Below are 25,703 nucleotides of genomic sequence, written 5' to 3' on the forward strand. Positions count from 1 at the left end.
GTTAGGCTGGACGGGTGACGGACTCCGCAAAGCCTACCCTTCTCGTCGTCGACGGCCACTCGCTGGCCTACCGGGCGTTCTTCGCGTTGCCGGTCGACAACTTCACGACGAAGGACGGCCAGCACACCAACGGCATCTACGGGTTCCTGTCGATGTTCGTGAACCTGATCAAGGCCGAGAAGCCGACCCATCTCGCGGTCGCCTTCGATACGTCGCGACAGTCGTTCCGTACGCGCGAGTACACGGAGTACAAGGCCAATCGCTCCGAGTCGCCGGCCGAGTTCAAGGGCCAGATCCCGCTTCTGCAGGAGTGCCTCGCCGCGATGAACGTGACGGTGCTGACGAAAGAGGACTACGAGGCCGACGACATCCTGGCGACGCTCGCGACCCAGGGCGAAGCGGACGGATTCGAGGTCCTCGTCTGCTCGGGTGATCGCGACACGATCCAGCTCGTGACCGACGACGTGACGTTGCTCTACCCCAGCGTCCAGGGTGTTTCTCAGCTCAAGCGATACACGCCCGAGACCGTCGTCGAGAAGTATGGTCTGCCGCCGCAGAACTATCCCGACATCGCCGCCCTCGTCGGCGAGACGAGCGACAACCTGCCTGGAGTGCCCAAAGTCGGCGAGAAGACCGCGGTCAAGTGGCTCACGCAGTGGGGGTCGCTCGACGCCCTGCTCGAGAACGCCGACAAGATCGGGGGAGTGGTCGGCGGGAAGCTCCGGGAGCACCTCGACGATGTGCGGCGCAATCGTTCGCTGAACCGGCTGCTCCGCGACGTCGAGCTCGGGGTCACGCCCGCAGACCTCGCGGTGGGCCCGATCGACGCCGAAGCGGTGCGCGACATCTTCGCCCGGCTCGAGTTCCGGACGCTGCTGCCGCGCGTCTTCGAGGCAGCGGGGGCAGATCCCGCGATGGCCGTCGAGACCGCCGCGCCCGCCGTTCCAGCCCCGACGGCCGCGGAGCTCTCCGCCGCCGACCTCGCCGCGTGGGCGGCGGCCCGCGACGGCGAGGTCGGCGTGACCGTCATGGTCGCGGGAGGTTTTCCGCAGCGCATCGGTTTGGCCGACGCCGCCGAAGCGGTCGAGGGCACCTGGGGCGACGACGTCGCCGAGGCCCTGCGCCCGTGGCTCGAGTCCGACGCGCCCAAGGTGATCTCCGACGCCAAGCTCCAGGTCAAGGCGCTGCGGCGCGGCGGTGTCCGCTTGGGCGGGCTCGTCTTCGACCCGATCCTGGCCGGGTGGCTCCTGCGCCCCAGCTTCCCCGACAAGACGCTCGCCGACCTCGTCCACCGCTACCTCGACGAGAAGCTGCCGGAGGCCGATCCGACTCAGCTCGTTCCCGAGACGGAGGGTGCCACGCCGGGACAGCTCTCCTGGTTCGCGTTGCGCACGGCAGCGGCGGTTCGCGCCGAGATGCCCGCGCCCGTCCTCTCCGTGCTCTCCGATATCGAGCTTCCGACGCTCGACACCCTCGCTGACATGGAACTCGCGGGTGTTGCCGTGTCGCACGAGAAGCTCTCGACGTTCTCGGCAGAACTCGCGGCACGAGCGGACGACATCGCACAGCGCGCGTACGCCACGATCGACCGCGAGGTGAATCTCGGTTCGCCCAAGCAGCTGCAGGAGGTACTGTTCGAGCAGCTCCAGCTGCCGAAGACCCGCAAGACGAAGACGGGGTACTCCACGGACGCGGCGGTGCTCGCCGATCTGCAGGAGTCGAACCCGCACCCGTTCCTCGAGCTGCTGCTCCAGCACCGTGAAGCCACCAAGCTGCGTCAGATCATCGAGTCGCTCGATACCGCGATCGCCGCCGACGACCGCATCCACACGACCTACGTGCAGACGGGAAGCCAGACCGGCCGGCTCTCGAGCACCGACCCGAACCTCCAGAACATCCCCATCCGCAATGAGGAGAGCCGCCGCATCCGGGCCGCCTTCGAGGCGGGCGAGGGGTACGAGACCCTTTTGACCGCCGACTACTCGCAGATCGAGATGCGCATCATGGCGCACCTCTCCGAAGACCCCGGGCTCATCGAGGCGTTCGTCTCGGGCGAAGACCTGCACCGCTTCGTCGGCGCGCGCGTATTCGGCGTCGATCCGGCCGATGTCACGCCGGCGATGCGCACGAAGGTCAAGGCCATGTCGTACGGACTCGTCTACGGCCTGTCGGCGTTCGGCCTGTCGAAGCAGCTGCGCATCGAGCAGTCGGAGGCCAAGCAGCTCATGCTCGAGTATTTCGCCCGTTTCGGGGCGGTGCGCGACTACCTGCGCTCGAGCGTCGAGCAGGCCCGCATCGACGGCTACACGGAGACGATCTTCGGCCGGCGCCGTCCGTTCCCCGACCTCGCGAGTCCGAACCGAGTGCTCCGCGAGAATGCCGAGCGCGCCGCCCTGAACGCACCCATCCAGGGCAGCGCAGCCGACATCATGAAGATCGCGCTCTTCCGGATCGACCGCGAGTTCCACGCCGAGGGCCTCCGCTCTCGTGTGCTGCTGCAGATCCACGACGAGCTCGTGGTCGAGGTCGCTGCGGGTGAGTGGGATGCCGCCGAGCGCATCGTGCGCGATCGCATGGGCGACGCCGCTCAGCTCACGGTGCCCCTCGACGTGCAGATCGGGCGCGGCGGCGACTGGGACGTCGCCGGTCACTGACCTCGTCGCGCGGGGGTGCCGCAGTAGGCTCGGAGGATGACCGAAGCACAGCGCACCCCCACGCAGATCGACCGGATCGCCGATGCGTGGGTCGACACCCTGGCCGAGCTCTCTCCCGGGCTCGCGACGTACATCGGCCGTTTCGAGCACAACGCACGACTCGACGACTACTCGCCTGCGGGCACGGCTCGCGCACTCGAGGCCGCACGCAGCACCCTCGCCGCCCTCGAGGCGGCCGAGCCCACGGACGACGTCGATGTCGTCACGAAGGCGGACCTCGCCGGTGACCTGCGGCTGAACATCGAGCTGGCCGAGGCGGGCGCTCACCTGCGCGACGTGAATGTGATCGCGTCGCCCGCGCAGGAGATCCGCAACACCTTCGACCTCATGCCCACGGCTACGGTCGACGACTGGAGCGTCATCGCCGACCGTCTCGGTGCGGTTCCGGCCGCGATCGACGGGTACATCGAGACGCTCCGCGAGGGCATCGCCCGCGGCGTCGTCCCGGCGCGCCGTCAGGTCTCAGAGGTCGCCACGCAGATCGGTCGCTACACGGCGGACACGGGTTTCTTCGCGACGTTCGCGGCAGATGCCGCGCCGACCGAGGGCAGCCTCCCCGCATCGTTGGCTCGTGAGCTGGCGGACAACGCGAACGCTGCCCGCGTCGCGTACGACGCTCTCGCCTCCTTCTTCACCGGTGAGCTCCTCCCCGAGGCGGGCGAGACCGACGCGGTCGGGCGCGAGCTGTACGCGCTGCACTCCCGCCGATTCCTGGGCGCCACGATCGACCTCGACGAGACCTACGAGTGGGGCCTCCAGGAACTGGCCCGGATGGTCGCGGAGCAGGAATCGATCGCGAACGAGATCCTCCCCGGCGCCACGGTGGAAGAGGCGGTGGCGCACCTCGAGAAGGACGAGTCCCGGAAGCTCCACGGCACCGAGGCCCTGCAGAAGTGGATGCAGGAGACGAGCGACCGCGCCGTCGACGAGCTGGGTCGCACCCACTTCGACATCCCCGAGCCCATTCGCACGCTCGAGTGCATGATCGCCCCCACCAACGAGGGCGGGATCTATTACACCGGTCCGACCGACGACTTCTCGCGCCCCGGTCGCATGTGGTGGTCGGTGCCGGAGGGGGTCGACTCGTTCGACACCTGGCGTGAGCTGACGACGGTTTATCACGAGGGCGTTCCGGGCCATCACCTGCAGATCGCCCAGGCGGTGTACAACCGGTTCGAGCTGAACTCCTGGCGGCGGCTGCTCGCCGGGTCGAGCGGACACGCCGAGGGCTGGGCACTGTACGCGGAGCGCCTCATGGAGCAGCTGGGCTACCTCGATGACCCGGCGGACCGGCTGGGCATGCTCGACGGACAGCGCATGCGTGCCGCTCGCGTCGTGCTCGACATCGGCGTGCATCTGGGGAAGGAGCGCCCCGACGGAGAGGGCGTGTGGGACGCGGAGTATGCGCTCGAGTTCATGAAGCGCAACGTCAACATGCCCGAGGAGTTCATCCGCTTCGAGGTCAACCGCTATCTCGGCTGGCCGGGCCAGGCGCCGTCGTACAAGGTGGGTCAGCGGATCTGGGAGGAGATCCGCGATGACTACGCCGCGCGCGCGGGCGAGCAGTTCGACGTGAAGGCCTTTCACATGAAGGCGCTGCGCCTGGGCGGTGTCGGACTCGACACGCTCCGCATGGCGCTCGCACAGGGCTGAACACGACGACGGCGGGACGGGAATACTCTTCCCGTCCCGCCGTTGTATGCGGATGAATGAAAGGTGGCCCCATGACCGCGACATCCGTCCAGTTCGCCCTCGACACGTTCGGCGACGTCACCCGCGGCGCCGACGGCGAGCTGCTGTCCGACGCGCAGACGATCCGCAACGTCGTCGACCAGGCGGTGCTCGCCGATGAGGTCGGACTGAGCTTCTTCGGCGTCGGGGAGCACCACCGTCGCGAGTTCGCCGTGTCGAGCCCCGAGATCGTGCTGGCCGCTGCCGCGGCCCGCACGAAGGACATCCGCCTGGGCACCGCGGTCACCGTCCTCTCCAGCGATGACCCCGTGCGCGTCTACGAGCGCTTCGCAACCCTCGACGCCGTCTCGAACGGCCGGGCCGAGATCATCCTCGGACGCGGCTCGTTCACCGAGTCGTTCCCGCTGTTCGGGTTCGATCTCGCCGATTACGAGATCCTCTTCGAGGAGCGCCTCGACCTGTTCGGCCGGCTGCGGTCCGAGCAGCCGGTCACCTGGCAGGGCCGGACCCGACCGGCGCTGACGGACGCGGATGTCTTCCCGAAGACCGAGAACGGCCTCCGCGCGTGGGTGGGCGTCGGCGGCTCTCCCGAGTCGGTGCTGCGAACGGCCCACAATGGCTATGGCCTGATGCTGGCGATCATCGGCGGCGGCGCGGCACGGTTCCGCCCGTATGTCGATCTCTTCCACCGCACCCGCGATGCGATGGGTGCCGACCGGTTGCCGGTCGGGGTCCACTCGCCCGGTCATGTTGCCGACACCGACGAACAAGCGTGGGAGGAGCTCTTCCCGGCGATGAAGGTCAACCGCGACGCGATCGGCGCGGAGCGCGGGTGGCCGCCCTACTCGCGCCTGCAGTTCCAGCACGATCTCGGACCGGACGGTGCCGTGTACGCGGGGTCGCCCGAGACCGTCGCGCGCAAGCTCGCGCAGACGATCCGCACCCTGGAGCTCGACCGGTTCGATCTGAAGTTCTCGCACGGGACGCTCGCCCACGAGAGCATGATGCGCTCGATCGAGCTCTACGGCACGAAGGTCGCGCCTCTCGTGCGGGACATGCTCGCCGACGACTGAGTGAGTGGCGACCGAGGGCGTCGCGGGTCAATAGCATGGTCGAATGACCGATACCGCGACGCCCTCGGTGGCGCGCCGCCTCGACGATCTGCCCTTCGGGCGTCGGCACCTGAGAATCCTCACCGGGTCCGGGCTGGGATGGGCCCTCGACGCGATGGATGTCGGGCTGATCTCTTTCATCATCACGGCGCTCATCGCGCAGTGGTCGCTCGACACCTCGCAGGCGTCGTGGATCGCGTCGGCCGGCTTCGCCGGCATGGCGATCGGTGCGAGCCTCGGCGGGCTGCTGGCAGACCGGTTCGGACGTCGCTCGGTGTTCGCGGTCACACTCCTCGTCTACGGAGTCGCAACCGGCGCGAGCGCTCTGGTCGGCGGACTCGCGATGCTGCTCGTCCTGCGCTTCGTCGTGGGACTCGGCCTCGGCGCCGAGCTGCCGGTCGCGAGCACGTATGTGAGCGAGTTCGCGCCCGCCCGCATTCGCGGCAGGGTCATCGTCATCCTCGAGGCCTTCTGGGCCGTCGGGTGGACCGCAGCCGCTCTGATCGGCTACTTCGTGATCCCACAGGTCGACGAGGGCTGGCGCTGGGCATTCGTCGTCGGCGCGATCCCCGCGGTGTACGCGCTGATCGTGCGCTGGGGGCTGCCCGAGTCGGCCCGATGGCTCGAACGCCGCGGCCGGCACGCCGAGGCCGAGGCGGTCGTCCGGAGCTTCGAGACGAACAGTGCGACCACGTCGCGCGACGTCGGCGCTGCCGTCGGAGCGGAAGCGATCGCGGCGCCGGCCGCCGTGTCGTCGACCGGCCGGCTCCGCGCGCTCTGGTCGCCCGAGTTCCGCGGCCGCACCGCGAGCCTGTGGCTGGTCTGGTTCTGCGTCAACTTCTCGTACTACGGCGCCTTCATCTGGATCCCGACGATCCTGTACACGCAGGGCTACGACCTCGTCCGATCGTTCGGGTTCACCCTGATCATCACTCTCGCTCAGCTGCCGGGCTATGCCGTGTCGGCCTGGCTGATCGAGGTCTGGGGCCGACGCCTGACCCTGTCGGTCTTCCTCATCGGCTCGGCGGCATCCGCCGTGGTGTTCGGGACGGCCGGCACCGAGACGGTCATCATCGCCGCGGGCATGGCGCTGTCGTTCTTCAACCTGGGCGCCTGGGGTGCGTTGTACGCGGTGACGCCGGAGATGTACCCGACGTCGCTGCGCGGCACCGGGGCCGGCTGGGCGGCCGGTGTCGGCCGCATCGCATCGATCCTCGCGCCCCTGTCGGTGCCGCCGCTCCTGTTGTGGGGCGGCGCTCCGGTGCTGTTCGTCGTGTTCGCCGTGTTCTTCGTCCTCGCCGCCGCCGGTGCGTGGGGACTCGTCGACCGCAGAGGAGAGTCGCTCGATGACCGCTGAGACAGAGGTTCGTTACGTCGCGATCGGCGATTCGTTCACCGAGGGCGTGGGGGACGAGCTGCCCGACGGCGCCGTGCGCGGCTGGGCCGACCTCGTCGCCGCCGGCTGGGCCGATGCGACGGGACGACCCGTGCAGTACGCCAACCTCGCAATCCGCGGCAAACTCGTCCGCCCGATCGTCGACGAACAGCTCGAAGCCGCCCTCGCCCTGCGCCCGACCCACCTGTCGTTCAATGGCGGTGGCAACGACATGCTGCGCCCGCGCACGTCGATCGCGCACATCGTCGACGCTTTCGTGCAGGTGCTGCGGCGGTGCGATGAGGAAGGCGTCCGCCTCATCCTGCTGTCGGGTGCGAACCCGTCCGCGCAGCTGCCGCTGGGCGGCCTGATCAACCGGCGGGGCGACGCGCTCTCGGACGCCGTCGTCGAGCGCATCTCAGGTCGCGACGACGTCGTCCGCGCCTTGAACTGGTACGACAGCGCATTGACCCATCCGTCCTACTGGTCGGCCGACCGACTCCACATGAACGCCCGCGGTCACCATCGGGTCGCCGCTCGGGTGCTCGGTTCCCTCGGCCTCGAGGCGCCGGGGGAGTGGTGGTCGCTTCCCGTCGACGACCAGCCGCCGGTGCTCGCCCGAGGCGAGTACTTCCGAGAGCACCTCGCTCCCTGGGTGCGTCGCCGACTCACGGGGCGTTCATCGGGTGATAACCGGCAGCCCAAGTTCGGCTCGTGGATCGAGGTCGCGCCGCGCGCCTGACACGCCGCGAGAACGCGTGTCAAGCCGGTGCGTGGAACCACGCGCGCGCGTCAGTATCAGCGGGTCCGCACACCCGAAGGGAACTGACATGAGCATTGGTGCCGGAATCGCATTGTTCGTCATCGGCGCGATCCTCGCGTTCGCCGTGAACGTCGAGGTCGAGTGGGTGAACCTCGACCTCATCGGCTACATCCTGATGGGTGCGGGAGCCCTCATCTTCCTCATCGGCCTGGTCGTGATGGTGCGCCGCCGTCAGACCGAGACGGTCAGCCGTACCGCCGTCGACCCCGCCAGCGGCCAGCGAGTCACCCGCAACAGCACGAGCACCTCGGGCGACCCCATCCTCTGACGCAGCCGCTGTGAACGGCCGCGGTGGGCTCACGCCCGTCGCGGCCGTTTCGGCATGTCCATCCCGATGTGGATGCGGGTGCGCTTGCGTTCGATCGCGATGAACGCACCGCCGATGAGCCATAGCGGCACCTGGGTGAGGAAGGCGATGCGGAAGGCTTCGAGCGAGTACGTCGCCGGCGTTCCCGCACCCTGCAGGTCGAGCGCCAAGCCGATGCTGAACACGGCGATCAGGGCGGCGAGGAAGCCGCCGGCGTTCGTCAGTCCCGTCGCCGTGCTGAGGCGATGCGAGGGGTTGTGCGTCCGGGCGTGATCGAACGCGATCATCGACGCAGGACCCCCGGTCGCGAGGGCGACGGCGAGAGCCACGAGGAGCCACCCCGGCGCGGTGCCCGGCCAGAGGATCACCGCTGTCCATGCGATGAGCTGCACGGCGACCGCCGGCAGGACGAGGGCGCGTGAGCGGAGGTTGGGGATGCGGCGGGAGAGCTCACCCATGATGGGTCCGAGCGCCATCCCCGCGAAGACGTAGAGCGTCGTGATGAGGGTCGCTTCGGCCTGAGTCCGGCCCTCTCCTGCCGTGAGGAACGGGATGCCCCACAGCAGGATGAACGCCGTGCCGGCGAACGGCGTCGTGAAGTGAGACCAGAACGCCAGCCGGGTGCCGGGGTGCGCCCACGCGGCACGGATGCCGACGCCGGTGTCGACGCTCGAGGTGACCACCCGGATGGCGCCCGTGTCGGTGTTGACGCTGACGTCACGATCGACCTCCGGCGGGTGGTTGCGCACCAGCAGGAAGACGAGGACCGCGAAGAGGACGCCGAGGCCGGCCACGCTGCCGAAGGCGACCGACCAGCTGGTGGCGTGCAGGAGTGCTGAGAGGGGGATGACGGCGACGAGCTGGCCGGCCTGACCGAGTATGCCGGTCATCTGAACCATGAGCGGCCCGCGCTGCGCCGGGAACCAGGTCGCGACGAGTCGGAGGACCGCCGGGAAGATGGCGGCGTCGCCGGCTCCGAGGAGCATGCGCGCGACGATGGCGACGCCGACGCTGGGGGAGAGGGCCATCGTCAGCTGGCCCACCGCCATGAGGATCATGCCGATCGTCATGATGGGCCGGGAGCCGTAACGGTCGAGCAGGACGCCGATGGGTATCTGCATCCCGCCGTACACCGCGAGCTGGACGACAGCGAACATCGACAGCGTCGCGGCGTCCGCCTGGAAGCGTTCGGCTGCGTCCACGCCCACGGCCGCGAGCGACGTCCGATTCGTGATGGACAGGACGTACGCGGCGACGCCGGTTCCCCAGACGAGCCATGCCCGGAGCCCCGGACCGCTCGTCCGAGCCGCGACGCTCATCGGGTGACCCGTCCGAGCGGGCAGAGCGTCGGAGAGGTCACCCCTCTACGCTACTCCGCTGTCGGACGCCAGCTGCGCGCGCCTTGGTGTCCGCCGTCTCCGTCCTCTGAGATGATGCGGAGCATGAGTGCTCCGGTGGCCCCGCGATGACCGCGCTGACCGCGCTCGAGACCGATGCGACGATCGTCGTCGAGCACGTCGCGCGTCGCGAACGGCCGGTCGACGGCGAGACGATCGCGCGCCTTCGCGGCGAGTTCCCGCGGTTGCACCGTCTGTTCCGAGCTCTCTACGGCGAGCGTCCCGACGGGCTCGAGTCGCTCCTGCACCTCGTCGACGTGGCGCTGGATGCCCGGGGAGAGCGCACCGCCGAGCTCAAGCAGCTCGACCGCGTGCGCGCCGCGGACCCCGCGTGGTTCGAGTCCGAGAGGATGCTGGGCGGCGTCTGCTACGTCGATCGCTTCGCGGGTGACCTCGACGGCGTCCGCCGGATGATTCCGTACTTCCGCGAGCTCGGACTGACCTACCTGCACCTGATGCCCCTCTTCGACAGGCCCGACGGCGACAACGACGGTGGCTACGCGGTGTCGGACTACCGCACGGTCAATCCGGCCCTCGGGACGATGGCCGATCTGCGTGCGCTCGCGAGCGAGTTGCGTGAGGCGGGCATCTCGCTGGTCCTCGACTTCATCTTCAACCACACCTCGAACGAGCATGAGTGGGCGAAGCGCGCCCTCGCCGGCGACCCGGTGTACGAGGACTTCTACCTGATCTTCCCCGACCGCGAGCTCCCGGATGCGTACGAGCGGACGACGCGCGAGATCTTCCCGGACGACCACCCGGGCTCGTTCGTGCCGCTTCCCGATGGCCGGTGGATCTGGGCCACCTTCTACCGGTTCCAGTGGGATCTCAACTACGCCAACCCCGACGTGTTCACAGCCATGGCGGGGGAGATGCTGTTCCTCGCGAACCAGGGTGTCGAGATCCTGCGGATGGATGCCGTCGCCTTCATCTGGAAACGCCTCGGAACGGCCTGCGAGTCGCTGCCCGAGGCGCACCTGCTGCTCCAGGCGTTCAACGCCGTGCTGCGCATCGCGGCGCCGGCGGTGCTGTTCAAGTCCGAGGCGATCGTGCATCCCGACGAAGTGCAGGACTACATCTCGCCCGATGAGTGCCAGCTCTCCTACAACCCGCTGCAGATGGCCCTGACCTGGGAGGCGCTGGCGACCCGTGACGCGCGCATGCTTCAGCTCGCGCTGGACGAGCGTCACGCGTTGCCGCCCGGGACGGCGTGGGTCAACTACGTCCGCAGTCACGACGACATCGGCTGGACGTTCGCCGACGAGGATGCCGCGCGCTTCGGCATCGACGGCGGTCCGCACCGTCGGTTCCTCAACGACTTCTACATCGGTCGCTTCGACGGTTCGTTCTCGCGCGGCTACCCGTTCCAGGAGAATCCACGCACCGGTGACGCCCGGATCGCGGGCACCACGGCCTCGCTGGCCGGGATCGCCGCGGGCGATGCCGGGGGCGAAGACCGGGTCGTGCTCGCGCATGCGCTAGCGATGTCGACGGGCGGCATCCCGCTGCTCTATCTCGGTGACGAGGTCGCCCAGCTCAACGACGACACGTTCCAGGACGACCCCGAACGTCGGGGAGACAGCCGGTGGGCGCACCGGCCCCTGCGATCGACCGCGCGATACGCGCAGCGCCTCGATAAGTCGACCGTCGCCGGCCGGGTGTTCACGAGGCTCCGGGGCCTGATCGAGGTGCGTGCAGCGACGCCGGAGTTCGCCGGCAACGAGCTCGTCCCGTTCCACACGCCTCACGACGCGGTCGTGGGGTTCATGCGTCCGGCGGCGGATGGCGGCGGGGGAGCGGTCCTCGTCCTCGCCAATGTCGGCGATGCGTCGGCGGCCATCCGCCCTGAGACCACGAGCGGGCTCGAGGATTCTGCGATGGATCTCGTGAGGGGGGTGCCGGTCGAGCTCGGGCGTGGCGTCGTGCTGCCCGCGCATGGATTCGTCTGGTTGCGCGTGCGCCGACGCTGACGGGTCAAACCATCACAGGACGTCCTCGAGGATGAGGTCGCGCAGCGTGCTGCGGCGCAGATCGTGCGCGGTCACGACGGTGCCGTCACCGAGGTTGCTGCGGCCGCTGAGGTGCTCCGCGACACGGCGCGCCGCGATGCGGCGGTCCTGCTCGTCATCGAGCACGACGCCGATGGCTGTGAGATCACGGCCCAATGAGTTGCTCGAGTGGACGCTCGCACGATCGATGAGCTCGCTCGCGAAGACGCGGCCCTCGCTCAACCGCCCGGCCGCGTGCACCACCGCGACGAGGACGCGGGGCGACACGCGGCTCAACTCGTGCTCGAGCAGCGCGTCGACCTCTGCGATGCACGCCGGGAGCGCGTCGGACGACGCGGGGAGTGACACACCGATCGTGAGTGCATCGGGTCGGTGATCGGGCGCCGCGACCTGCGTCAGTGCGTCGATGATGTCGGCATCCAAGCCAGCGATGTGCATGGCCGTCTCCCTTCGTCGCGCTCCATTCGAGCGAGGATGACCGATTACTGTACCAGCTGGACGGTACGAATGCAGGTCGGCGCGACGAGGTTCATCCGGACGTGACCAGGATGCGACCTGGGCCGATGGGAACCAGGGGAGCGCGGTAGGCGAGGCCGGTGTCCGCGGGATGCAGCACCATTCGAGCCTCGCCGAACCGCCACAAGCGATTGAAGAGGAAGACGGTGATCTCCACGGCCTCGTCGGCGGGCACGAGCCAGGTGCCGACGCCCCATTGCGCGGGCTGTCCGCGGCCGTCGATCACGATGGTCGGGCGCACGCCGGGAATCAGGTGGAGCACGGGTCGGCGTAGATCCAGCGTGACGCGTCGTCCCGGTATCGCGGCATCGTGGGTCATGCCTGCATCGCTTCGTCGAGACGCGTCGATGTCTTCATTTCACAACCGTATCGGGACGATGGTGCGGCACTCGAGATGGAAGCGGCGGTTCGCGGGTGCTCGATCTCGAGCCGATGGGGAAGATGCGCACCGACGAGCTCACACCTGAACTGACATAATGTGCATTATCGGATCAAAGGGCAGAAGCCACTGAGGCCCTGCGGGAACGGGCCGACGGCATCCCGCCACTGACGGCAAGTGCACCGAGAACCGTCGCAATGATCGTGACCACCGTCAAGACAGCCGTGACGAGCGTGCGTCCGGAACCAGACGCGTAGAACGCACTCAGCGCGACGGCCGTGATCGCGCCGCCCATGACCAGGACGGGTGCGAGACCGCGCAGCCGGCGCTGCGGACGGGTCAGGACGGCCGCGGCCTGCCCATGACGGTGACGCGCCGCCGTGACGATCAGCGCGGCAATCGTGTACCAGAACCCCACGACGAGGCTCGCCGTGACGACATCGCTCGGTCGATGCCATCCGGCGGCGATGACACCCATGCCGGCGACGGCGGCCCAGGTGACCAGAACCGGTGCGAGGACGAACTTCATCCGGTTCGGTGCCGCGAACAATGCGGCGCACGCCGCGGCGATCGCGATGGTGGCATGGCCGGACGGCAGTGAGTTGCCATATGCGCCCCAGCCGCTCGCCAGATCCGGGCGTGCGATGACCTCGTGCTTCAGCACCTGTGTCACGACACTCGACCCGACGAAGATCACGGATGCCGCCGCAGCCTCGGCGAAGCGCCGCCGCACGAGGGCGGCGGTGATGCCGACGAGCATCGTCACGGCGGCGACCACGATGATGTAGTTCGCGCTGACGTGCTGAGCCGCGCGAAGGACGGGATTTCCGGACGCTGTCGTGGCGACCATGGCGGCCTGATCCGCGTACTGGCCGGACGCCGTGAACACGCACACCAGGATCGTCACCGCTATCGCCGCCAGCTGAACGCCCGCCAGCTGCAGGTAACGCACGTTGCGCCTCATCCGATCACCTCGCTCTCGCCGTCGTTCCACCGTACGAAGTGGCGGCTGTGAGCCGGGTCAACGCGCCCACTCCCCTAGGCTCGGAGGGTGCAGGTCGTGACCGGATTCGTCGTCGTCGGGGTCGCGATCATCGTCGGATACGTCATCGGCCGCATCGATCTGCTCGGGCCGCACGGCCGCCCGGTGCTCGCGCGACTGATCTTCTTCGTCCTGTCGCCCTTCCTCATGTTCGTCGTGCTCTCGCAGGCCGACGTCTCGACGCTGTTCTCGGCACTGCTGCCCGTCTCCGCCATTGCTGCGGCGTCGATGTTCGTCGTCTATGCGCTGATCGCTCGACTCGCGTGGCGTCGTTCGGTCGGTGAGACGCTCATCGGAATGCTGTCGGCCGGGCAGGTGAACTCCAACAACATCGGGATCCCGCTCTCGCTCTACCTCCTGGGCTCAGCCGCGCTGCCGGCGCCGGTCATCCTGATGCAGCTCATCGTGTTCACCCCGATCACGATGGCGATCCTCGAGGCCGTCACGACGGGACAGCGGCGGCCGCTCCCGATCCTCAAACGGACCGTCGGCAACCCGATCGTCATCGCCTCGGTCGCGGGCGTCATCGTGTCGGTCTCGGGGCTGGAACTGCCCCCTCTCGTGCTCGACCCGCTCCAGCTCATCGCCGACGCATGCGTGCCGGTTCTCCTCATCGCCTATGGGATGTCGCTGCACGGACAGCGCGTGCTGTCCGCTTCCGGCCGTCGGCGAGACATCCTGCTGGCGGCAGGTCTGAAGCTGATCGCCATGCCGCTCGTGGCGTGGGCCGTGGCCGCTCTCGTCTTCGACCTCTCCCCCGCCGACATCCTGGCGGTCACCGTGCTCGCAGCACTTCCGACCGCGCAGAACGTCTTCAATTTCGCGCAGCGCTACGACATCGGCGAGACCATCTCGCGCGACACGGTCTTCTTGACGACCCTCGGGTGCGTCCCCGTCCTGCTGGGTGCCACTCTCATCCTCGGCTGATCGGCCCGGCACCGCGCGGGGGCGCATCCGGGGCTCTGACGCCCGCCCTCCCGGTGCACTAGCGTGTGGCGTGTCGGGGGTGCTCGGCTCCCGCGAAGGAGGTTCCGTCATGGCAACTGCAGAGGACATCGCCGGAAGATTCGTCAGATCGCTGCGGACGTCGTTCATCGTCGGCGGCATCCTGACGCTGATCCTCGGCCTGCTCATTCTCATCTGGCCCGGTCGCACGGCGCAGGTCCTCACCGGCATCATCGCCGCCTACGCGATCATCGCGGGTATCGTCTACGCCGCCCTCGGGATCCTCTCGCGGACGAAGCGCGGCTGGGCGCGCGTCGGGCACGTCGCGCTCGGCCTCTTCTTCGTGATCGTCGGCATCGTGGCATTCGCCAACCTCGCCGCCTTCACCGCGTCGTTCGCCGTGTTCCTCGGCGTGCTGGTGGGCATCATGTGGATCGTCGAGGGCGCCGTCTCGCTGTCGGTCGTGAGCGAGTCGTCGTCGCGAGGGTGGACGATCGCGTTCGCGATCCTCTCGATCATCGCCGGCGTCATGCTGCTGTTCACACCGCTGTGGGGCGTGTTGGTGCTCTGGTGGCTGCTCGGCATCTCGGCCGTGGCCCTCGGCATCGTCAACATCATCCGGGGGCTCTCGTTCCGGCCCTGACCGGGACGGTCGTCACGCCGGGAGGTGGCGTCCCCACCACTCCAGGAGGGCCTCGAACCGTTCCACGCGGTGACGGGGCCGCCCCGAACGGGTGAGCTCGTGGTCCTCGCCGGGGAACACGAGGAGCTCCGCCTCCGTGCCCTGGCGGCGCAATGCCGTGTAGTAGCGGGTGGCCTGTTCCAGGGGGCACCGGAAATCGAGCTCCGAATGGATCACCAGGGTCGGCGTGGTGACGTCCTTCACGACGGCCATCGGGCTCTGCGCTCGGATCGCGGCCGCCTCGGTGCCGACGTACTCGTCACCGAAGAACGAGCCGATGTCACTCGTTCCCTGGAACGTCTCGGGATCGAGGAAGCCGCGCTCGACGACAGCGGCCGCGAACCGGTGGTCGTGCGCGATCGTCCACGCCGTCAGGTAGCCGCCGTACGACCCGCCCAGGATTCCGACGCGGCCGCCGTCGAGTCGCGCATCCGACGCCACGGCTCCGTCGAGGAAGGCGAGGACGTCACTCAGATCGTCGGTTCCCATACGGCCCCGGATGCTGCGGCCGTGGGCGCGCCCGTATCCAGCGCTGCCCCGGGGATTGCAATAGACGACGGCGTAGCCCGCCCCGACCAGGACCTGCGTCTCGTCGAAGAGGTGCACGCCGTAGGACGCGTACGGACCGCCATGAATCTGCAGCAGGACGGGGAAGGGTCCCTCGCCCTCGGGTGTCGCGACCCAACCGTGTACGGGGTAGCCGTCGGGTGCGTTCACCTCGAGCTCGCGCGGGAGGACGAATCCGGCGCGGCTGGCGGCATCTCCGAATGACGTCAGCAACCGCGCCTCGATGCCTTCGCCGTCGAGGAGGAGAAGCTCGCCGGCCGACCGATTGGTGGCTACGGCGCAGACGATGCGCTCGCCTGCGGCATCGGCGGCGTGGCCGACGACCTCCATGCCGCGACGGAGGCGCGTGGCCGCGCCGTCGCGCGAGACCCGCAGCAGGTGCACTTCGCCGCGCGTACGGTTCTGCACCAGGAAGTCATCGCCGATCGGCGTGATGTGCGAGCCCACTTCGCCGAGGTCGATCGTCTCGGGATCGGTGAGCCGACGGGGCTCGACACCCTCGAGCACCCAGAGCGCGACGCCGGGCGCGACGAAGTCGGTGCCGTCCGGGCCCGGGTCGGAGGCCAGGAACGCGATGGTGCCGTCGGAGGCGATGGTGACGTCGACGATCGACAGGGTCGCGGGAACGACGACCCGCTCCCCTGTTCCGTCGATATCGATCGCGATCACCGGGGAGCGAAGGTCCCGACGCTCGTGCTCGATCCCGTCCGTCGTCGTAAGGATCTCCGAGCCGTCGGCGGTGAACACGACCCCGTCGTGCGAGAGCGCACCGGAGGTGAGCTGACGTGCGTGCTCCGGAACCTTCCGCGGGGCGTCCGAGGAGCCCGAATCCGGTGCCGGGGCGGGAGTGTACGTCGGCTCGGAATGGAGGTCTGGTGCGGCGACGACGAAGACCTGAGCGGGGCGGTCCGCGATGTACCCGAGACCGTTCGCATGCCAGCGGATGCCGGTGATCCGCCGAGCGGATTCCGCGTCGGGAGACAGCCCGTCGACGGTGCCGTAACGCCCGCGTTCAGGTATGCGTGCGGTGAAGGCGAGGAGCTCGCCCGTGGGCGACCAGGCGAAGGACCCGACACCGAGGGGTGCGTCCGTCACCTGAATCGCTTCCGAGCCGGATGCCGCGATCACGTGGATCTGCGGCTTGCCGTCAGCGTCTCCGCGGAGGAAGGCGACGTGTCGGCTGTCGGGCGAGAGCCTCGGAGAGGCGTCCGCGACACCGCGCGTGAGTCGGTGCGGCTGGCCCGACGGCAGGTCGACGCGCCAGAGCTGCCCCACGTTCCGATCGGCGGCGATGTCCGAGCGAGATGTCGCGAACACGGCGAAGGAACCGTCGGCAGCGACCGTCGGACGCCCGACAGCGATCAGCGCCTCGATGTCGGTGGGGCGCATGGTCACTCGCCGCCGAAGGACGAGATGTCTCCGACGAGGCGCGTGTTGTCAGCGGGAATCGGTTCGACGGCGGCGAGGGCGATCTCGGCGGCGAACTCCGAGACGTTGTAGAGCTTTCCGGCCGACTCGCGGCGCGTCTCGATGGCGCCCGGGTTCGCCCGCTCCAGCAGCGTCGCGGTGATGGTGCCCTCGATCATGTCTCCCGACACGACGACGAATCCGATGCCCCGTTCGGTGAGCTCGCCCACGCGCTCGCGGAGAGCGTCCTCGCCCGCCCGCTTCGACAGGGCGACCGCCTCGTACTCGGGCATCGTCGGCGTCGTGCGGATGAAGTGCGCCTGGTGGCTGGTCACGAACACGACACGCGACCCGTCTTCGAGCAGCGGCAGCGCCGCATCGAGGGTGCCGAGCTGCGCGTCACGGTTCAAGGTGAGGGCGTAGTCCTCGGCCATGCCGCCCTCCATGCCGCCTGATGCATTGAGCACGAGGATGTCGAGGCGGCCGAAGGTCTCGCGGACGGCGGCGAACATCTCGTCGACGGAGGCGCGGTCGGTCAGATCAGCGCCGACCACGAGGACCTCGACGCCGAGCTCTCGCAGCTCCGCGGCCAGCTTCTCGGCGCGGGGAGCCTTGTTGCGGAAGTTGATGACGACGTTCGCGCCCGCCTGTGCCAGGTAGCGCGCGGTGTCCGCGCCGATTCCGCGCGACGATCCGGTCACCAGTGCCGTGCGACCCGTGAGGGTTCCGGCGGGAAGGGGCTGAGTCATGTGGCGCTCCTGCGGGGAAGAAAGGCTCTCGGCACGGCGGACCGCCGGCACCGCACGAGCCTATCAACCGGCCCGGATCGAACCCCCGACTGATAGGTTCGGATGAGGGACGAAGGAGCGCCGATGTTGCCCGATCTCACGCAATACCTGTGGATAGCGTGGCTCGTGCTGGCCCTGATCTTCGTGATCGTCGAACTGCTCACCCTCGAGTTCACCTTCCTCATGCTCGCGGGCGGCACGCTCGTCGGCGGACTGGGAACGAATCTTCTCGGCGCCCCGTGGTGGCTGCAGGTCGCGGCGGCCGCTGCCGTCTCGGCCCTGCTCCTTTTCACGATCCGACCGCTCCTCCTGCGCGCTCTCCACCGCAGCAGTCAGCACATCCCGACCAATGTCGACGCTCTCGCAGGCCTCGGGGCGCGCGTCCTCGTCCCGTTCGTCGACGGCGCCGGTTCGGTCAAGCTCGACAACGGTGAGACGTGGACCGCTCGTCTCGTGGGCGAGCCGGGCGAGGCCCCCGTCGGTTCCCGTCTCGTCGTCCGCGCCGTGCGGGGCGCCACCGTGGAGGTCGGTTCCCCCTCCCAATCCCCCGACCCGAAGGAGAACACCCATGGTTGATGTCGGCGCTTTCGTCGGTCAGATCTTCGTGATCGTGCTTCTCGTGGTTCTGGCGATCTTCGTGATCGTCGTGCTCTTCCGAGCCATCCGCATCATCCCGCAGGCCTATGCGGGAGTCGTGGAACGGCTGGGCCGATACCAGCGCACCCTCTCCCCCGGGCTCAACCTGCTCGTGCCGTTCATCGACCGGGTGCTGCCGCTCGTCGACATGCGCGAGCAGGTGGTGTCGTTTCCGCCGCAACCCGTGATCACCGAAGACAACCTCGTCGTCTCGATCGACACCGTCGTCTACTTCCAGGTGACCGACGCGCGGGCCGCCACCTACGAGATCAACAACTATCTGGGTGCCGTGGAGCAGCTCACGACCACGACGCTTCGAAACGTCGTCGGCGGTCTCAATCTGGAAGAAGCGCTGACGAGCCGCGACAACATCAACGGTCAGCTGCGCATCGTGCTCGACGAGGCGACCGGCAAGTGGGGCATCCGCGTCTCGCGCGTCGAGCTCAAGGCGATCGACCCGCCCACCTCGATCCAGGACTCGATGGAGAAGCAGATGCGCGCCGAGCGCGATCGTCGTGCCGCCATCCTCACCGCCGAAGGGTCGAAGCAATCGCAGATCCTGGAGGCGGAGGGCCGCCGTCAAGCCGAGATCCTGAAGGCCGAGGGAGACAAGCAGGCACAGATTCTGCGGGCCGAGGGCGAGTCGGCTGCGATCCAGTCGGTGTTCCAGGCTATCCACGACGGCAACCCCGACGACAAGCTGCTGGCCTATCAGTACCTGCAGACCCTTCCGAAGATCAGCGACAGCGCGTCGAGCAAGCTCTGGATCATCCCGAGCGAGTTCACGGAGGCTCTCAAGAGCATGAGCGCCGGATTCGCGGGTCGTCGGGACGACCGCCCGGCGGCACCGGCGGACCGTCCTGCGCCTCCCGCGCCGTGACGCACCCGTACTTCGGCTCGGAGCGTCCTCGGGTTCTCGCGCACCGCGGTTTCGTGCCGGCGGATTCTGAGGGCATCGTCGAGAACACCTTCGCGGCCTTCGCTGCGGCACACGCGCTCGGCGTGCGGTACGTCGAGTCGGACTGCCATCTGAGCGCGGACGGGACGGTGATCCTGTTCCACGACTCCGACCTCTCGCGGGTCGCCGGAGATCCGCGCCCGATCGCGGATGTCGCAGACCGCGAGCTCGAAGATCTCATGGCCGACCGCGGCGGGCTGGTGACGCTCGCACAAGCCCTCGACGCGTTTCCCACGCTGTTCTTCAACCTCGACGTCAAAGCCGAATCGGCTGCAGAGACGGTCGGGCGCCTGGTGGCGCCGCATGCGGATCGGGTGCTGCTCACCAGCTTCTCCGACCGCACACGCGAACGCGCACTCCGCGCCGCCCACGATGCCGGGGGACGCCCCGCGACGTCGGCAGGCACGATCCGGATCGCGGCTCTCGTCGCAGCCGTCGCGTCAGGTGTGCCATGGTTGATGGGTCGTGCGTTGCGCGGCATCGACGCGGTGCAGGTTCCCGAGCGTCGGGGGCCCATCCGCATCGTCTCCCCCCGAATGATCCGCGCGGTCCACCGTGCGGGTGTCGAGATGCACGTCTGGACGGTCAACGACGCGGACGGCATGAGACGCCTGCTCGCGGCCGGCGTCGACGGTATCGTCACGGACCGAGCCGACCGCGCGATGACCATCGTGGCGGAAGAGCGCTGAATACCCCGACACGCTGAACATCGGCTGTGAAACCCCGAAGACCATCCCTTCTTCGGATGATGCACACAGCCGCGCACGTTACAACTGATAGCCGACGAGAGGACCACACAATGGCAGACCGCAGCTTGCGCGGCATCCGACTCGGCGCCTCGAGCCTACAGAGCGAAGAGGGCGTCGTCTTCCACGACCGGGTCAACCACACGTACGTGTGTTCGCGCTGTGCGCACGAGACCGTCATGACGTTCGCCGCCGACGCGGAGGCGCCCGAGACCTGGGAGTGCCGCGCGTGCGGCGCCGAGGCTCTCCTGCGCGTAGGCGAGGGCGTCGTCGAGGTCGATCACTCGGGCGACAAGGCCGCCCGAACCCACTGGGACATGCTGCTCGAACGCCGCACGATCCCCGAGCTCGAGGAACTGCTCGAGGAGCGTCTGGCCATGCTCCGCGAGCGCCGCGGCTCCCGCTTGAGCGCCTGAGCCTCCAGCTCCGCGCGAATGCCGTCGGTCCTTCGGGACCGACGGCATTCTCATGTCGCGGACGTGCTGCGTGAGCGTCGTCGCGCGACCGCGACGGCGACGCCGCAAGCGAGGAGAGCCAGGAGGCTTCCCGAGCCGAGGATGACCTGCACAGCGCCGCCGACGATGACGGCGGGCGTGAGTCCGGTGCGCAGCGGCACCTCGGTGATCATCGCACCGGCCTCCGCCGCCGGCAGGCCGTCGATCTCCGTGCCGTCGGGCGCGATGACCTGGCTCGTGCCGACCGTCGAGATGTTCACGACCGCTCGGCCGGTCTCGATGGCGCGCATGCGCGCGAACGCGAGCTGCTGGAGATTCTCGTCCGTGTCGCGGAAATCGGCGTTGTTGGTCTGGAAGACATAGAGCTGCGCACCGTCACGTGCACCCGTCCAGATCACGTCGTCGTAGAGCACGTCGAAGCAGATCGCGAGCCCGACGCCGATGCCGGAGACGTCCATGAAGGGCGGGTTCGTTCCCGGTGTGTACTCGCGCTGGATGAGACCGATGAGGTCTGGGACGATCAGCTCGAAGAACCACCGGTCGGGGACGTACTCGCCCATGGGAACCGGGCGTGACTTGTCGTGGATCGCGACGGGATTGTCGGCGCCAGCCCGCCAGAGCATCGACGTGTTGTAGATGTCGTCACCGCGCTGCGTGGCTGCGTTGACCAGCAACGGCGCCTCGATGCGCGCCGACAGCCGATCGAGCGTGTCGACGACGGACGCATTCGACAGCGGGTCCGCATCGATGCCGCCCTCCGGCCAGACGAGAAGGTCCATGGGCTCGTCGATGATCGGCTGTGTAGCCGCGAGCTGCGAGCGCAGGACGTCGTAGGGCTCGCGAGAATCGAAGTATCCCGTGGGGCCGTCGCCCTGGACGGAACCGACGCGGTACGTCCCGGCATCCGTCGTCGGGAAAGCGGGCAGCGCCACGAGCGCGACGGCGACGACGGCCGCCGGGAGCGCCGTGCGGAGGTCGCGCAGCCTGCCCAGGCGCAGCCACTCGATGACCGCCGCTGTGACGAACACCATGAGGAATGTCAGGCCCGCCACCCCGGTCCAGGACGCGACGTGCGCGAGCGGGCTCTCGGACTGACTCATGCCGACGCGGCCCCAGGGGAAGCCGGTGTAGGGCCATGACCCCATGAAGAGCTCGCGCGCAGTCCACAGTCCCGCGACCAGGGCGGGGAGGGCGATCAGTCGTGCTCCCTGGCTTGGCAGCAGACGCGGGACCCAGCGGTACGCAAGAGCGATGGGGATCGAGCCGACCGCGAAGAAGAGCGTCTCGATGCCGGCGAGTCCGAACCACGGGATGGGCCCGAGATAACGGGTGATCCACGAGATGTGGATGAAGTAGAAGGACGCTCCGAAGACGGCCCCGACCGCGAGCGCACCCCACGCCGAGCGCCCGATCAGACCGGCGAGAGCGAACGCGACACCGGCGAACGCCAGCGGCCACCACCCGATGTCGGGGAATGCGGCGTCCAGAACCGCACCGCCGACGACGGCGCCGACCAGTGCCAGCCACAGCGGTATCAGAGGCCGCACCGCGGCCGGAGACGAGTCGGGCACGTGCTCGAGCCTAGACGCCGGAGTATGCGACGATGCCGCGCCGGACGGCATCCAGCGCGGCACGCGCTGTCCGCGCCAGATCGGCGTCGGCGACGAGCGAGAGCTGATCGAGGAGATCGATCGTCTGCTTCGCCCAGCGCACGAAGTCGCCGGCGGCCATGTCGGCCTCGAGCAGGACGCGATCGAGCATCATGCCGCGTGCCCACGAATGCATGGCCTTCGCGAGGCCCGTGGCCACCGGCTCGGTGCCGGGCAGGCGGTGGTCCTGTTCGAGGTCGTCGAGGACCGCCCACAGCTCTTGCGTCTCGGCCAGTGCCGTTCGGAAGACGCCTCGCGGAAGCCCGTACTCGCCCGGACCGTCGCTCTCGCGGCGCGGCTCGTAGACAAGACTGCACGCGAGGGCCGCCAGACCGGCGGGATCGAGCTCGCGCCACAGGCCCCGGCGGAGCGCCTCGGCCACGAGGAGGTCGCGTTCACCGTAGATCCGACGCATCGTGGCGCCCGCCTCGGTCAGCGCGGTGGTGCCGTCGCTGTCGACCGAGACGTAGTCGAGGGCGGTCAGGACGTCGACGACTCGATCGAACACCCGCGCCACGGTGCCGGTGCGCGTGTCGATCTGCTGCCGCAGCTTCTGCACGTCGCGGCGCAGCCGCCAGTAGCGCTCGGCCCACCGGGCATGGTGCTCCCGGTCCGGGCAGTCGTGGCAGGGGTGCCGCTGCATCCGCTTGCGAAGGCCGGCCAGCTCGTCCTGACGGCGCTGACGGATGCGTGCCGGCGCGGTGCGGTCGTTGCGATTGAGTTTCTCGAGGTCGCTCAGCTCGCGACGGATGCCGGAGTACTCCGCGAAATCCCCCCGCTCGCACGTCATGGAGCGGGCGTAGCCGTCGAGCGTCTGCTCCTTCTCCTTGACCTGGCGCGCGAGGCCGACGACGGACCGGTCGGCCTGGAACTGGGCGAACGACGACTCGAGGATCTCACGTGCGCGGTCGCGACCGAAGCGGTCGATGAGGTTCACGGCCATGTTGTACGTGGGGCGGAAGCTGGAGTTCAGCGGGTACGTGCGCCGCGACGCCAGCGCGGCGACCGACTGCGGGTCGAGACCGTCGCTCCATTGGATGACCGCGTGCCCTTCGACATCGATGCCCCGGCGACCGGCGCGCCCGGTCAGCTGGGTGTACTCCCCCGAAGTGATCGCCACGCGTGCTTCGCCGTTGAACTTCTCGAGCTTCTCGAGGACGACGGTGCGTGCGGGCATGTTGATGCCCAGCGCCAGCGTCTCCGTCGCGAAGACCGCCTTGACGAGCTTGCGCTGGAAGAGCTCCTCGACGACCTCCTTGAACGCCGGCAGCAGTCCGGCGTGGTGGGCCGCGACGCCGCGCTCGAGGTTGTCGCGCCACTCCCAGAACCCCAGCACTGCCAGGTCTTCCTGCGCGAGCGCGCGGGTGCGGCGATCCACGATGGCGCGGATCTCATCCCGTTCCTCGGGTGTCGTGAGCCGGATACCCGACCTGCGCACCTGTTGGACCGCTCCGTCGCACCCTGCGCGGCTGAAGATGAAGAAGATCGCGGGCAGCAGATTGGCCCGGCCCAGGAGTTCGACGACAGCCGGTCGGTCGAGGCGTTCGAGGCGCTGCGCGGCCGCGGGGCGTCCCGACCCCTGTCCGCCACGGTGCTTGCGATGAGCCTCGCGGCCCCCCGCACCCCGGTAGCCGTGCGACCGCCGGTTGCTGTCGTATCGCTGGCCCTGGGGCGAGCGCAGGCGGGTCAGCTCCTGGTTGACCTGCGCAGTCGCCACACCCGCCCGGTCGTCGAACAGCGGCAGCAGATCGCCGCGGACCAGAACGTGCTGTTCGAGAGGAACGGGACGGATCTCGGAGACCACGACGGCGGTATCGCCTCGCACGGTGTCGAGCCAGTCGCCGAACTCCTCCGCGTTCGAGACCGTCGCCGAGAGCGCCACCATCCGCACCGAGCGGTGGAGATGGACGATGACCTCCTCCCACACGGCGCCTCGGAACCGATCGGCCAGGTAGTGGACCTCGTCCATCACGACGTAGCGGAGGCCACGCAAGGCCGGCGAGTCGGCGTAGAGCATGTTCCGCAGCACCTCGGTGGTCATGACCACGATGCGTGCGTTGCCGTTGATGTTCGTGTCGCCGGTGAGCAGGCCGACCTCTTCCTCGCCGTACACGTCGACCAGCTCGCGGAACTTCTGGTTCGACAGGGCCTTCATGGGCGTCGTGTAGAACGCCTTCGTGTCGGGCTCGAGCATGGCCAGGTGCATCGCGAACTCGCCCACGATCGTCTTGCCGGCTCCCGTGGGCGCGGCGACGAGGACGCTCCGCCCGTCCTCGAGGGCGTGACATCCGGCGATTTGGAACGGGTCGAGACCGAATCGCTGCATGTCGGCGAACGCCGCGGTCAGCGGGTGGGCCCGGGCCGACTGCGCGGCGAGGAACCGCTCCGCGGGGCTGGACGCGCTCACGGGAGCGGATCAGTCATCGGGGGCGGGCCGGGGACAGTGAGCTCGGGCGCGCGACGCGACCGGCGCAGGTCGAGGAGGAGTGAGAGCGCCGCGGCCGCGAAATAGAGCACCGTCAGGATCGCCGCCAGCATCAGCATGCTCACGATGTCGGCGGCGGGGGTTGCCAGGCCCGAGAAGACGACGGCGATGAGGATGGCGACGCGCCATCCCTTGAGGATCGCTTTCCCGCTCATGATGCCGGCGAAGTTCAGCGCGACGAGGAACACGGGAATGATGAACGCGACCCCGACGACGAGCAGGAGCTTGAAGACGAAGTCGTAGTAGTACTTGCCCTCGTAGAAGTTCGCCGACGCCTCCGGCGAGAACGTCGCCATGATCTCGACGATGTGCGGCATGACGAGCCAGCCGGTGTAGACACCGGCGAAGAAGAGGGGAACCGCGGCCGAGACGAATCCGACCGTGTACCGGATCTCTTTCCGGGTCAGTCCGGGCATGAGGAATGCCCAGATCTGCCAGAGCCAGATGGGAGCAGAGAGGATGATGCCGACCGAGAACGAGATGCGCAGGCGCATGTCGAACGGTCCGGTGATCGTCGAGTACATGAGCTTCACCGCTTCGGTGTCGCCTCGCTGCTCCGCGACGACGCGGATCGGCTCGGTCATCGCCCAGATGATCCAGTCGGTGAGGAAGAACGACACCACCATCGAGACCACCAGGGCGAGCGCCGAGATGATGAGGCGTCGCCGCAGCTCGACGAGGTGCTGCCCGAGGGACATGCGCTTGTCGCGCCGGGGCGCACCGTCCGCCCCTGAGCGCGTGCGCTCAGCCGTCACCACGCGGCGCTACGGTGTGGGAGCTGCGGGACCGCTCTTCGGGTCCGCAGGCTTCTCGACGGGCGCGACGTCAGCGGTCGTCGAGGCGGCGGTGCCGGCCGTGGCATCGTCTTCCTTCATGGCCTTCATCTCGCCCTTGAAGATGCGGGCGGACTGTCCCATGCTCTTCGCCAGCGCCGGCAGCTTCGCAGCGCCGAAAAGCAGCAGAATGACGATGAGTAGGATCCACAGGTGCGGGCCTGCGAACAGATTGCTCATTGAGTC

23 protein-coding genes are annotated in these 25,703 nt (G+C 68.6%); 13 read left to right on the forward strand and 10 right to left on the reverse strand.

Annotated features, from left to right (window positions below; all coding sequences use genetic code 11):
• The first annotated feature begins 14 nt into the window (after nucleotides 1-14).
• From polA to ABIC53_RS04750, 6 genes are all read left to right on the forward strand, one after another.
• Nucleotides 15-2,654 carry a DNA polymerase I gene (gene polA / locus ABIC53_RS04725; protein WP_354450586.1) on the forward strand — a complete coding sequence of 880 codons (2,640 nt, stop codon included), beginning with the start codon at nucleotides 15-17 and terminating at the stop codon, nucleotides 2,652-2,654.
• A 36-nt stretch (nucleotides 2,655-2,690) separates the two neighbouring features.
• Complete coding sequence (locus ABIC53_RS04730; RefSeq protein ID WP_274177910.1) at nucleotides 2,691-4,367, forward strand: DUF885 domain-containing protein; 1,677 nt, start codon at nucleotides 2,691-2,693, stop codon at nucleotides 4,365-4,367.
• 71 nt (nucleotides 4,368-4,438) lie between these two features.
• The gene (locus ABIC53_RS04735; RefSeq protein WP_354450589.1) at nucleotides 4,439-5,479 is read left to right on the forward strand and encodes an LLM class flavin-dependent oxidoreductase; all 1,041 of its coding nucleotides are present in this window, start codon (nucleotides 4,439-4,441) and stop codon (nucleotides 5,477-5,479) included.
• Between the two features lie 43 nt (nucleotides 5,480-5,522).
• Nucleotides 5,523-6,875 carry an MFS transporter gene (locus ABIC53_RS04740; protein ID WP_274177908.1) on the forward strand — a complete coding sequence of 451 codons (1,353 nt, stop codon included), beginning with the start codon at nucleotides 5,523-5,525 and terminating at the stop codon, nucleotides 6,873-6,875.
• Entirely contained in the window at nucleotides 6,865-7,635 is a 771-nt protein-coding gene (locus ABIC53_RS04745) for an SGNH/GDSL hydrolase family protein (RefSeq protein ID WP_274177907.1), read from the forward strand. Before ABIC53_RS04740 ends, ABIC53_RS04745 begins: the two co-directional genes overlap by 11 nt.
• Before the next feature lie 88 nt (nucleotides 7,636-7,723).
• Nucleotides 7,724-7,984 carry a DUF6458 family protein gene (locus ABIC53_RS04750; RefSeq protein WP_274177906.1) on the forward strand — a complete coding sequence of 87 codons (261 nt, stop codon included), beginning with the start codon at nucleotides 7,724-7,726 and terminating at the stop codon, nucleotides 7,982-7,984.
• A gap of 29 nt (nucleotides 7,985-8,013) precedes the next feature.
• On the opposite strand, the gene ABIC53_RS04755 is transcribed toward ABIC53_RS04750, so the two are convergent.
• On the reverse strand, nucleotides 8,014-9,342 hold the full coding sequence (locus ABIC53_RS04755; protein WP_274177905.1) for an MFS transporter: 1,329 nt from the start codon (nucleotides 9,340-9,342) through the stop codon (nucleotides 8,014-8,016).
• Nucleotides 9,343-9,488: 146 nt separating this feature from the next.
• Here ABIC53_RS04755 and ABIC53_RS04760 point away from each other — a divergent pair, with 146 nt between their 5' ends.
• The gene (locus ABIC53_RS04760; RefSeq protein WP_354450592.1) at nucleotides 9,489-11,390 is read left to right on the forward strand and encodes an alpha-amylase family protein; all 1,902 of its coding nucleotides are present in this window, start codon (nucleotides 9,489-9,491) and stop codon (nucleotides 11,388-11,390) included.
• A gap of 12 nt (nucleotides 11,391-11,402) precedes the next feature.
• Here ABIC53_RS04760 and ABIC53_RS04765 read toward each other — a convergent pair whose 3' ends face one another.
• The 3 genes from ABIC53_RS04765 to ABIC53_RS04775 all read right to left on the reverse strand — a co-directional run bounded on the left by ABIC53_RS04765 (nucleotide 11,403) and on the right by ABIC53_RS04775 (nucleotide 13,288).
• Nucleotides 11,403-11,867: a hypothetical protein gene (locus ABIC53_RS04765; RefSeq protein ID WP_354450594.1), complete on the reverse strand. Its 465-nt coding sequence runs from the start codon at nucleotides 11,865-11,867 to the stop codon at nucleotides 11,403-11,405.
• Between the two features lie 91 nt (nucleotides 11,868-11,958).
• Entirely contained in the window at nucleotides 11,959-12,264 is a 306-nt protein-coding gene (locus ABIC53_RS04770) for a hypothetical protein (protein WP_354450596.1), read from the reverse strand.
• 172 nt (nucleotides 12,265-12,436) lie between these two features.
• Nucleotides 12,437-13,288 carry a phosphatase PAP2 family protein gene (locus ABIC53_RS04775; RefSeq protein WP_282500982.1) on the reverse strand — a complete coding sequence of 284 codons (852 nt, stop codon included), beginning with the start codon at nucleotides 13,286-13,288 and terminating at the stop codon, nucleotides 12,437-12,439.
• Between the two features lie 87 nt (nucleotides 13,289-13,375).
• Between ABIC53_RS04775 and ABIC53_RS04780 the strand changes: the two genes are divergently transcribed.
• Together ABIC53_RS04780 and ABIC53_RS04785 are read left to right on the forward strand one after the other, a co-directional pair.
• Complete coding sequence (locus ABIC53_RS04780) at nucleotides 13,376-14,293, forward strand: AEC family transporter (protein WP_282500981.1); 918 nt, start codon at nucleotides 13,376-13,378, stop codon at nucleotides 14,291-14,293.
• Nucleotides 14,294-14,402: 109 nt separating this feature from the next.
• Nucleotides 14,403-14,954, forward strand: a complete 552-nt coding sequence (locus ABIC53_RS04785; RefSeq protein WP_282500980.1) for an HdeD family acid-resistance protein — start codon at nucleotides 14,403-14,405, stop codon at nucleotides 14,952-14,954.
• Between the two features lie 12 nt (nucleotides 14,955-14,966).
• On the opposite strand, the gene ABIC53_RS04790 is transcribed toward ABIC53_RS04785, so the two are convergent.
• Together ABIC53_RS04790 and ABIC53_RS04795 are read right to left on the reverse strand one after the other, a co-directional pair.
• Nucleotides 14,967-16,949, reverse strand: coding sequence for a S9 family peptidase (locus ABIC53_RS04790; protein ID WP_282500979.1), 1,983 nt, complete (start codon nucleotides 16,947-16,949; stop codon nucleotides 14,967-14,969).
• Nucleotides 16,950-16,951: 2 nt separating this feature from the next.
• The gene (locus ABIC53_RS04795) at nucleotides 16,952-17,716 is read right to left on the reverse strand and encodes an SDR family oxidoreductase (RefSeq protein WP_112614802.1); all 765 of its coding nucleotides are present in this window, start codon (nucleotides 17,714-17,716) and stop codon (nucleotides 16,952-16,954) included.
• Between the two features lie 123 nt (nucleotides 17,717-17,839).
• Between ABIC53_RS04795 and ABIC53_RS04800 the strand changes: the two genes are divergently transcribed.
• From ABIC53_RS04800 to ABIC53_RS04815, 4 genes are all read left to right on the forward strand, one after another.
• Complete coding sequence (locus tag ABIC53_RS04800) at nucleotides 17,840-18,331, forward strand: NfeD family protein (protein WP_269266204.1); 492 nt, start codon at nucleotides 17,840-17,842, stop codon at nucleotides 18,329-18,331.
• Entirely contained in the window at nucleotides 18,324-19,271 is a 948-nt protein-coding gene (locus ABIC53_RS04805) for an SPFH domain-containing protein (protein ID WP_114589502.1), read from the forward strand. The genes ABIC53_RS04800 and ABIC53_RS04805 overlap by 8 nt, the downstream gene beginning before the upstream one ends.
• Entirely contained in the window at nucleotides 19,268-20,038 is a 771-nt protein-coding gene (locus ABIC53_RS04810; protein ID WP_354450600.1) for a glycerophosphodiester phosphodiesterase family protein, read from the forward strand. The genes ABIC53_RS04805 and ABIC53_RS04810 overlap by 4 nt, the downstream gene beginning before the upstream one ends.
• A gap of 110 nt (nucleotides 20,039-20,148) precedes the next feature.
• Nucleotides 20,149-20,511, forward strand: coding sequence for an RNA polymerase-binding protein RbpA (locus tag ABIC53_RS04815; protein ID WP_112614794.1), 363 nt, complete (start codon nucleotides 20,149-20,151; stop codon nucleotides 20,509-20,511).
• Nucleotides 20,512-20,561: 50 nt separating this feature from the next.
• Here the strand turns inward: ABIC53_RS04815 and lnt are convergent, their stop codons facing one another.
• From lnt to ABIC53_RS04835, 4 genes are all read right to left on the reverse strand, one after another.
• A complete protein-coding gene (gene lnt / locus ABIC53_RS04820) occupies nucleotides 20,562-22,172 on the reverse strand; it encodes an apolipoprotein N-acyltransferase (RefSeq protein WP_502915546.1) in 1,611 nt (536 codons plus the stop codon).
• Nucleotides 22,132-24,606, reverse strand: coding sequence for a DEAD/DEAH box helicase (locus ABIC53_RS04825; RefSeq protein WP_502915511.1), 2,475 nt, complete (start codon nucleotides 24,604-24,606; stop codon nucleotides 22,132-22,134). The genes lnt and ABIC53_RS04825 overlap by 41 nt, the downstream gene beginning before the upstream one ends.
• Nucleotides 24,603-25,382, reverse strand: coding sequence for a twin-arginine translocase subunit TatC (gene tatC, locus ABIC53_RS04830; RefSeq protein WP_112615165.1), 780 nt, complete (start codon nucleotides 25,380-25,382; stop codon nucleotides 24,603-24,605). The genes ABIC53_RS04825 and tatC overlap by 4 nt, the downstream gene beginning before the upstream one ends.
• Nucleotides 25,383-25,448: 66 nt before the next feature.
• Complete coding sequence (locus ABIC53_RS04835) at nucleotides 25,449-25,697, reverse strand: twin-arginine translocase TatA/TatE family subunit (protein ID WP_181574133.1); 249 nt, start codon at nucleotides 25,695-25,697, stop codon at nucleotides 25,449-25,451.
• Nucleotides 25,698-25,703 lie beyond the last annotated feature (6 nt).

Source organism: Microbacterium sp. 1262, from assembly GCF_040544895.1.
GTDB classification, from domain to species: domain Bacteria; phylum Actinomycetota; class Actinomycetes; order Actinomycetales; family Microbacteriaceae; genus Microbacterium; species Microbacterium plantarum.

Bases quoted from the DNA above. Each gene is read 5' to 3' on its own strand.
- ABIC53_RS04730 (WP_274177910.1), top strand. From the start codon at position 2,691: ATGACCGAAGCACAGCGCACCCCCACGCAGATCGACCGGATCGCCGAT.
- ABIC53_RS04735 (WP_354450589.1), top strand. From the start codon at position 4,439: ATGACCGCGACATCCGTCCAGTTCGCCCTCGACACGTTCGGCGACGTC.
- ABIC53_RS04740 (WP_274177908.1), top strand. From the start codon at position 5,523: ATGACCGATACCGCGACGCCCTCGGTGGCGCGCCGCCTCGACGATCTG.
- ABIC53_RS04745 (WP_274177907.1), top strand. From the start codon at position 6,865: ATGACCGCTGAGACAGAGGTTCGTTACGTCGCGATCGGCGATTCGTTC.
- ABIC53_RS04750 (WP_274177906.1), top strand. From the start codon at position 7,724: ATGAGCATTGGTGCCGGAATCGCATTGTTCGTCATCGGCGCGATCCTC.
- ABIC53_RS04755 (WP_274177905.1), bottom strand. From the start codon at position 9,342: ATGAGCGTCGCGGCTCGGACGAGCGGTCCGGGGCTCCGGGCATGGCTC.
- ABIC53_RS04760 (WP_354450592.1), top strand. From the start codon at position 9,489: ATGACCGCGCTGACCGCGCTCGAGACCGATGCGACGATCGTCGTCGAG.
- ABIC53_RS04765 (WP_354450594.1), bottom strand. From the start codon at position 11,867: ATGCACATCGCTGGCTTGGATGCCGACATCATCGACGCACTGACGCAG.
- ABIC53_RS04770 (WP_354450596.1), bottom strand. From the start codon at position 12,264: ATGACCCACGATGCCGCGATACCGGGACGACGCGTCACGCTGGATCTA.
- ABIC53_RS04775 (WP_282500982.1), bottom strand. From the start codon at position 13,288: ATGAGGCGCAACGTGCGTTACCTGCAGCTGGCGGGCGTTCAGCTGGCG.
- ABIC53_RS04785 (WP_282500980.1), top strand. From the start codon at position 14,403: ATGGCAACTGCAGAGGACATCGCCGGAAGATTCGTCAGATCGCTGCGG.
- ABIC53_RS04790 (WP_282500979.1), bottom strand. From the start codon at position 16,949: ATGCGCCCCACCGACATCGAGGCGCTGATCGCTGTCGGGCGTCCGACG.
- ABIC53_RS04795 (WP_112614802.1), bottom strand. From the start codon at position 17,716: ATGACTCAGCCCCTTCCCGCCGGAACCCTCACGGGTCGCACGGCACTG.
- ABIC53_RS04800 (WP_269266204.1), top strand. From the start codon at position 17,840: ATGTTGCCCGATCTCACGCAATACCTGTGGATAGCGTGGCTCGTGCTG.
- ABIC53_RS04805 (WP_114589502.1), top strand. From the start codon at position 18,324: ATGGTTGATGTCGGCGCTTTCGTCGGTCAGATCTTCGTGATCGTGCTT.
- ABIC53_RS04815 (WP_112614794.1), top strand. From the start codon at position 20,149: ATGGCAGACCGCAGCTTGCGCGGCATCCGACTCGGCGCCTCGAGCCTA.
- lnt (WP_502915546.1), bottom strand. From the start codon at position 22,172: ATGCCGTCCGGCGCGGCATCGTCGCATACTCCGGCGTCTAGGCTCGAG.
- tatC (WP_112615165.1), bottom strand. From the start codon at position 25,382: ATGTCCCTCGGGCAGCACCTCGTCGAGCTGCGGCGACGCCTCATCATC.
- ABIC53_RS04835 (WP_181574133.1), bottom strand. From the start codon at position 25,697: ATGAGCAATCTGTTCGCAGGCCCGCACCTGTGGATCCTACTCATCGTC.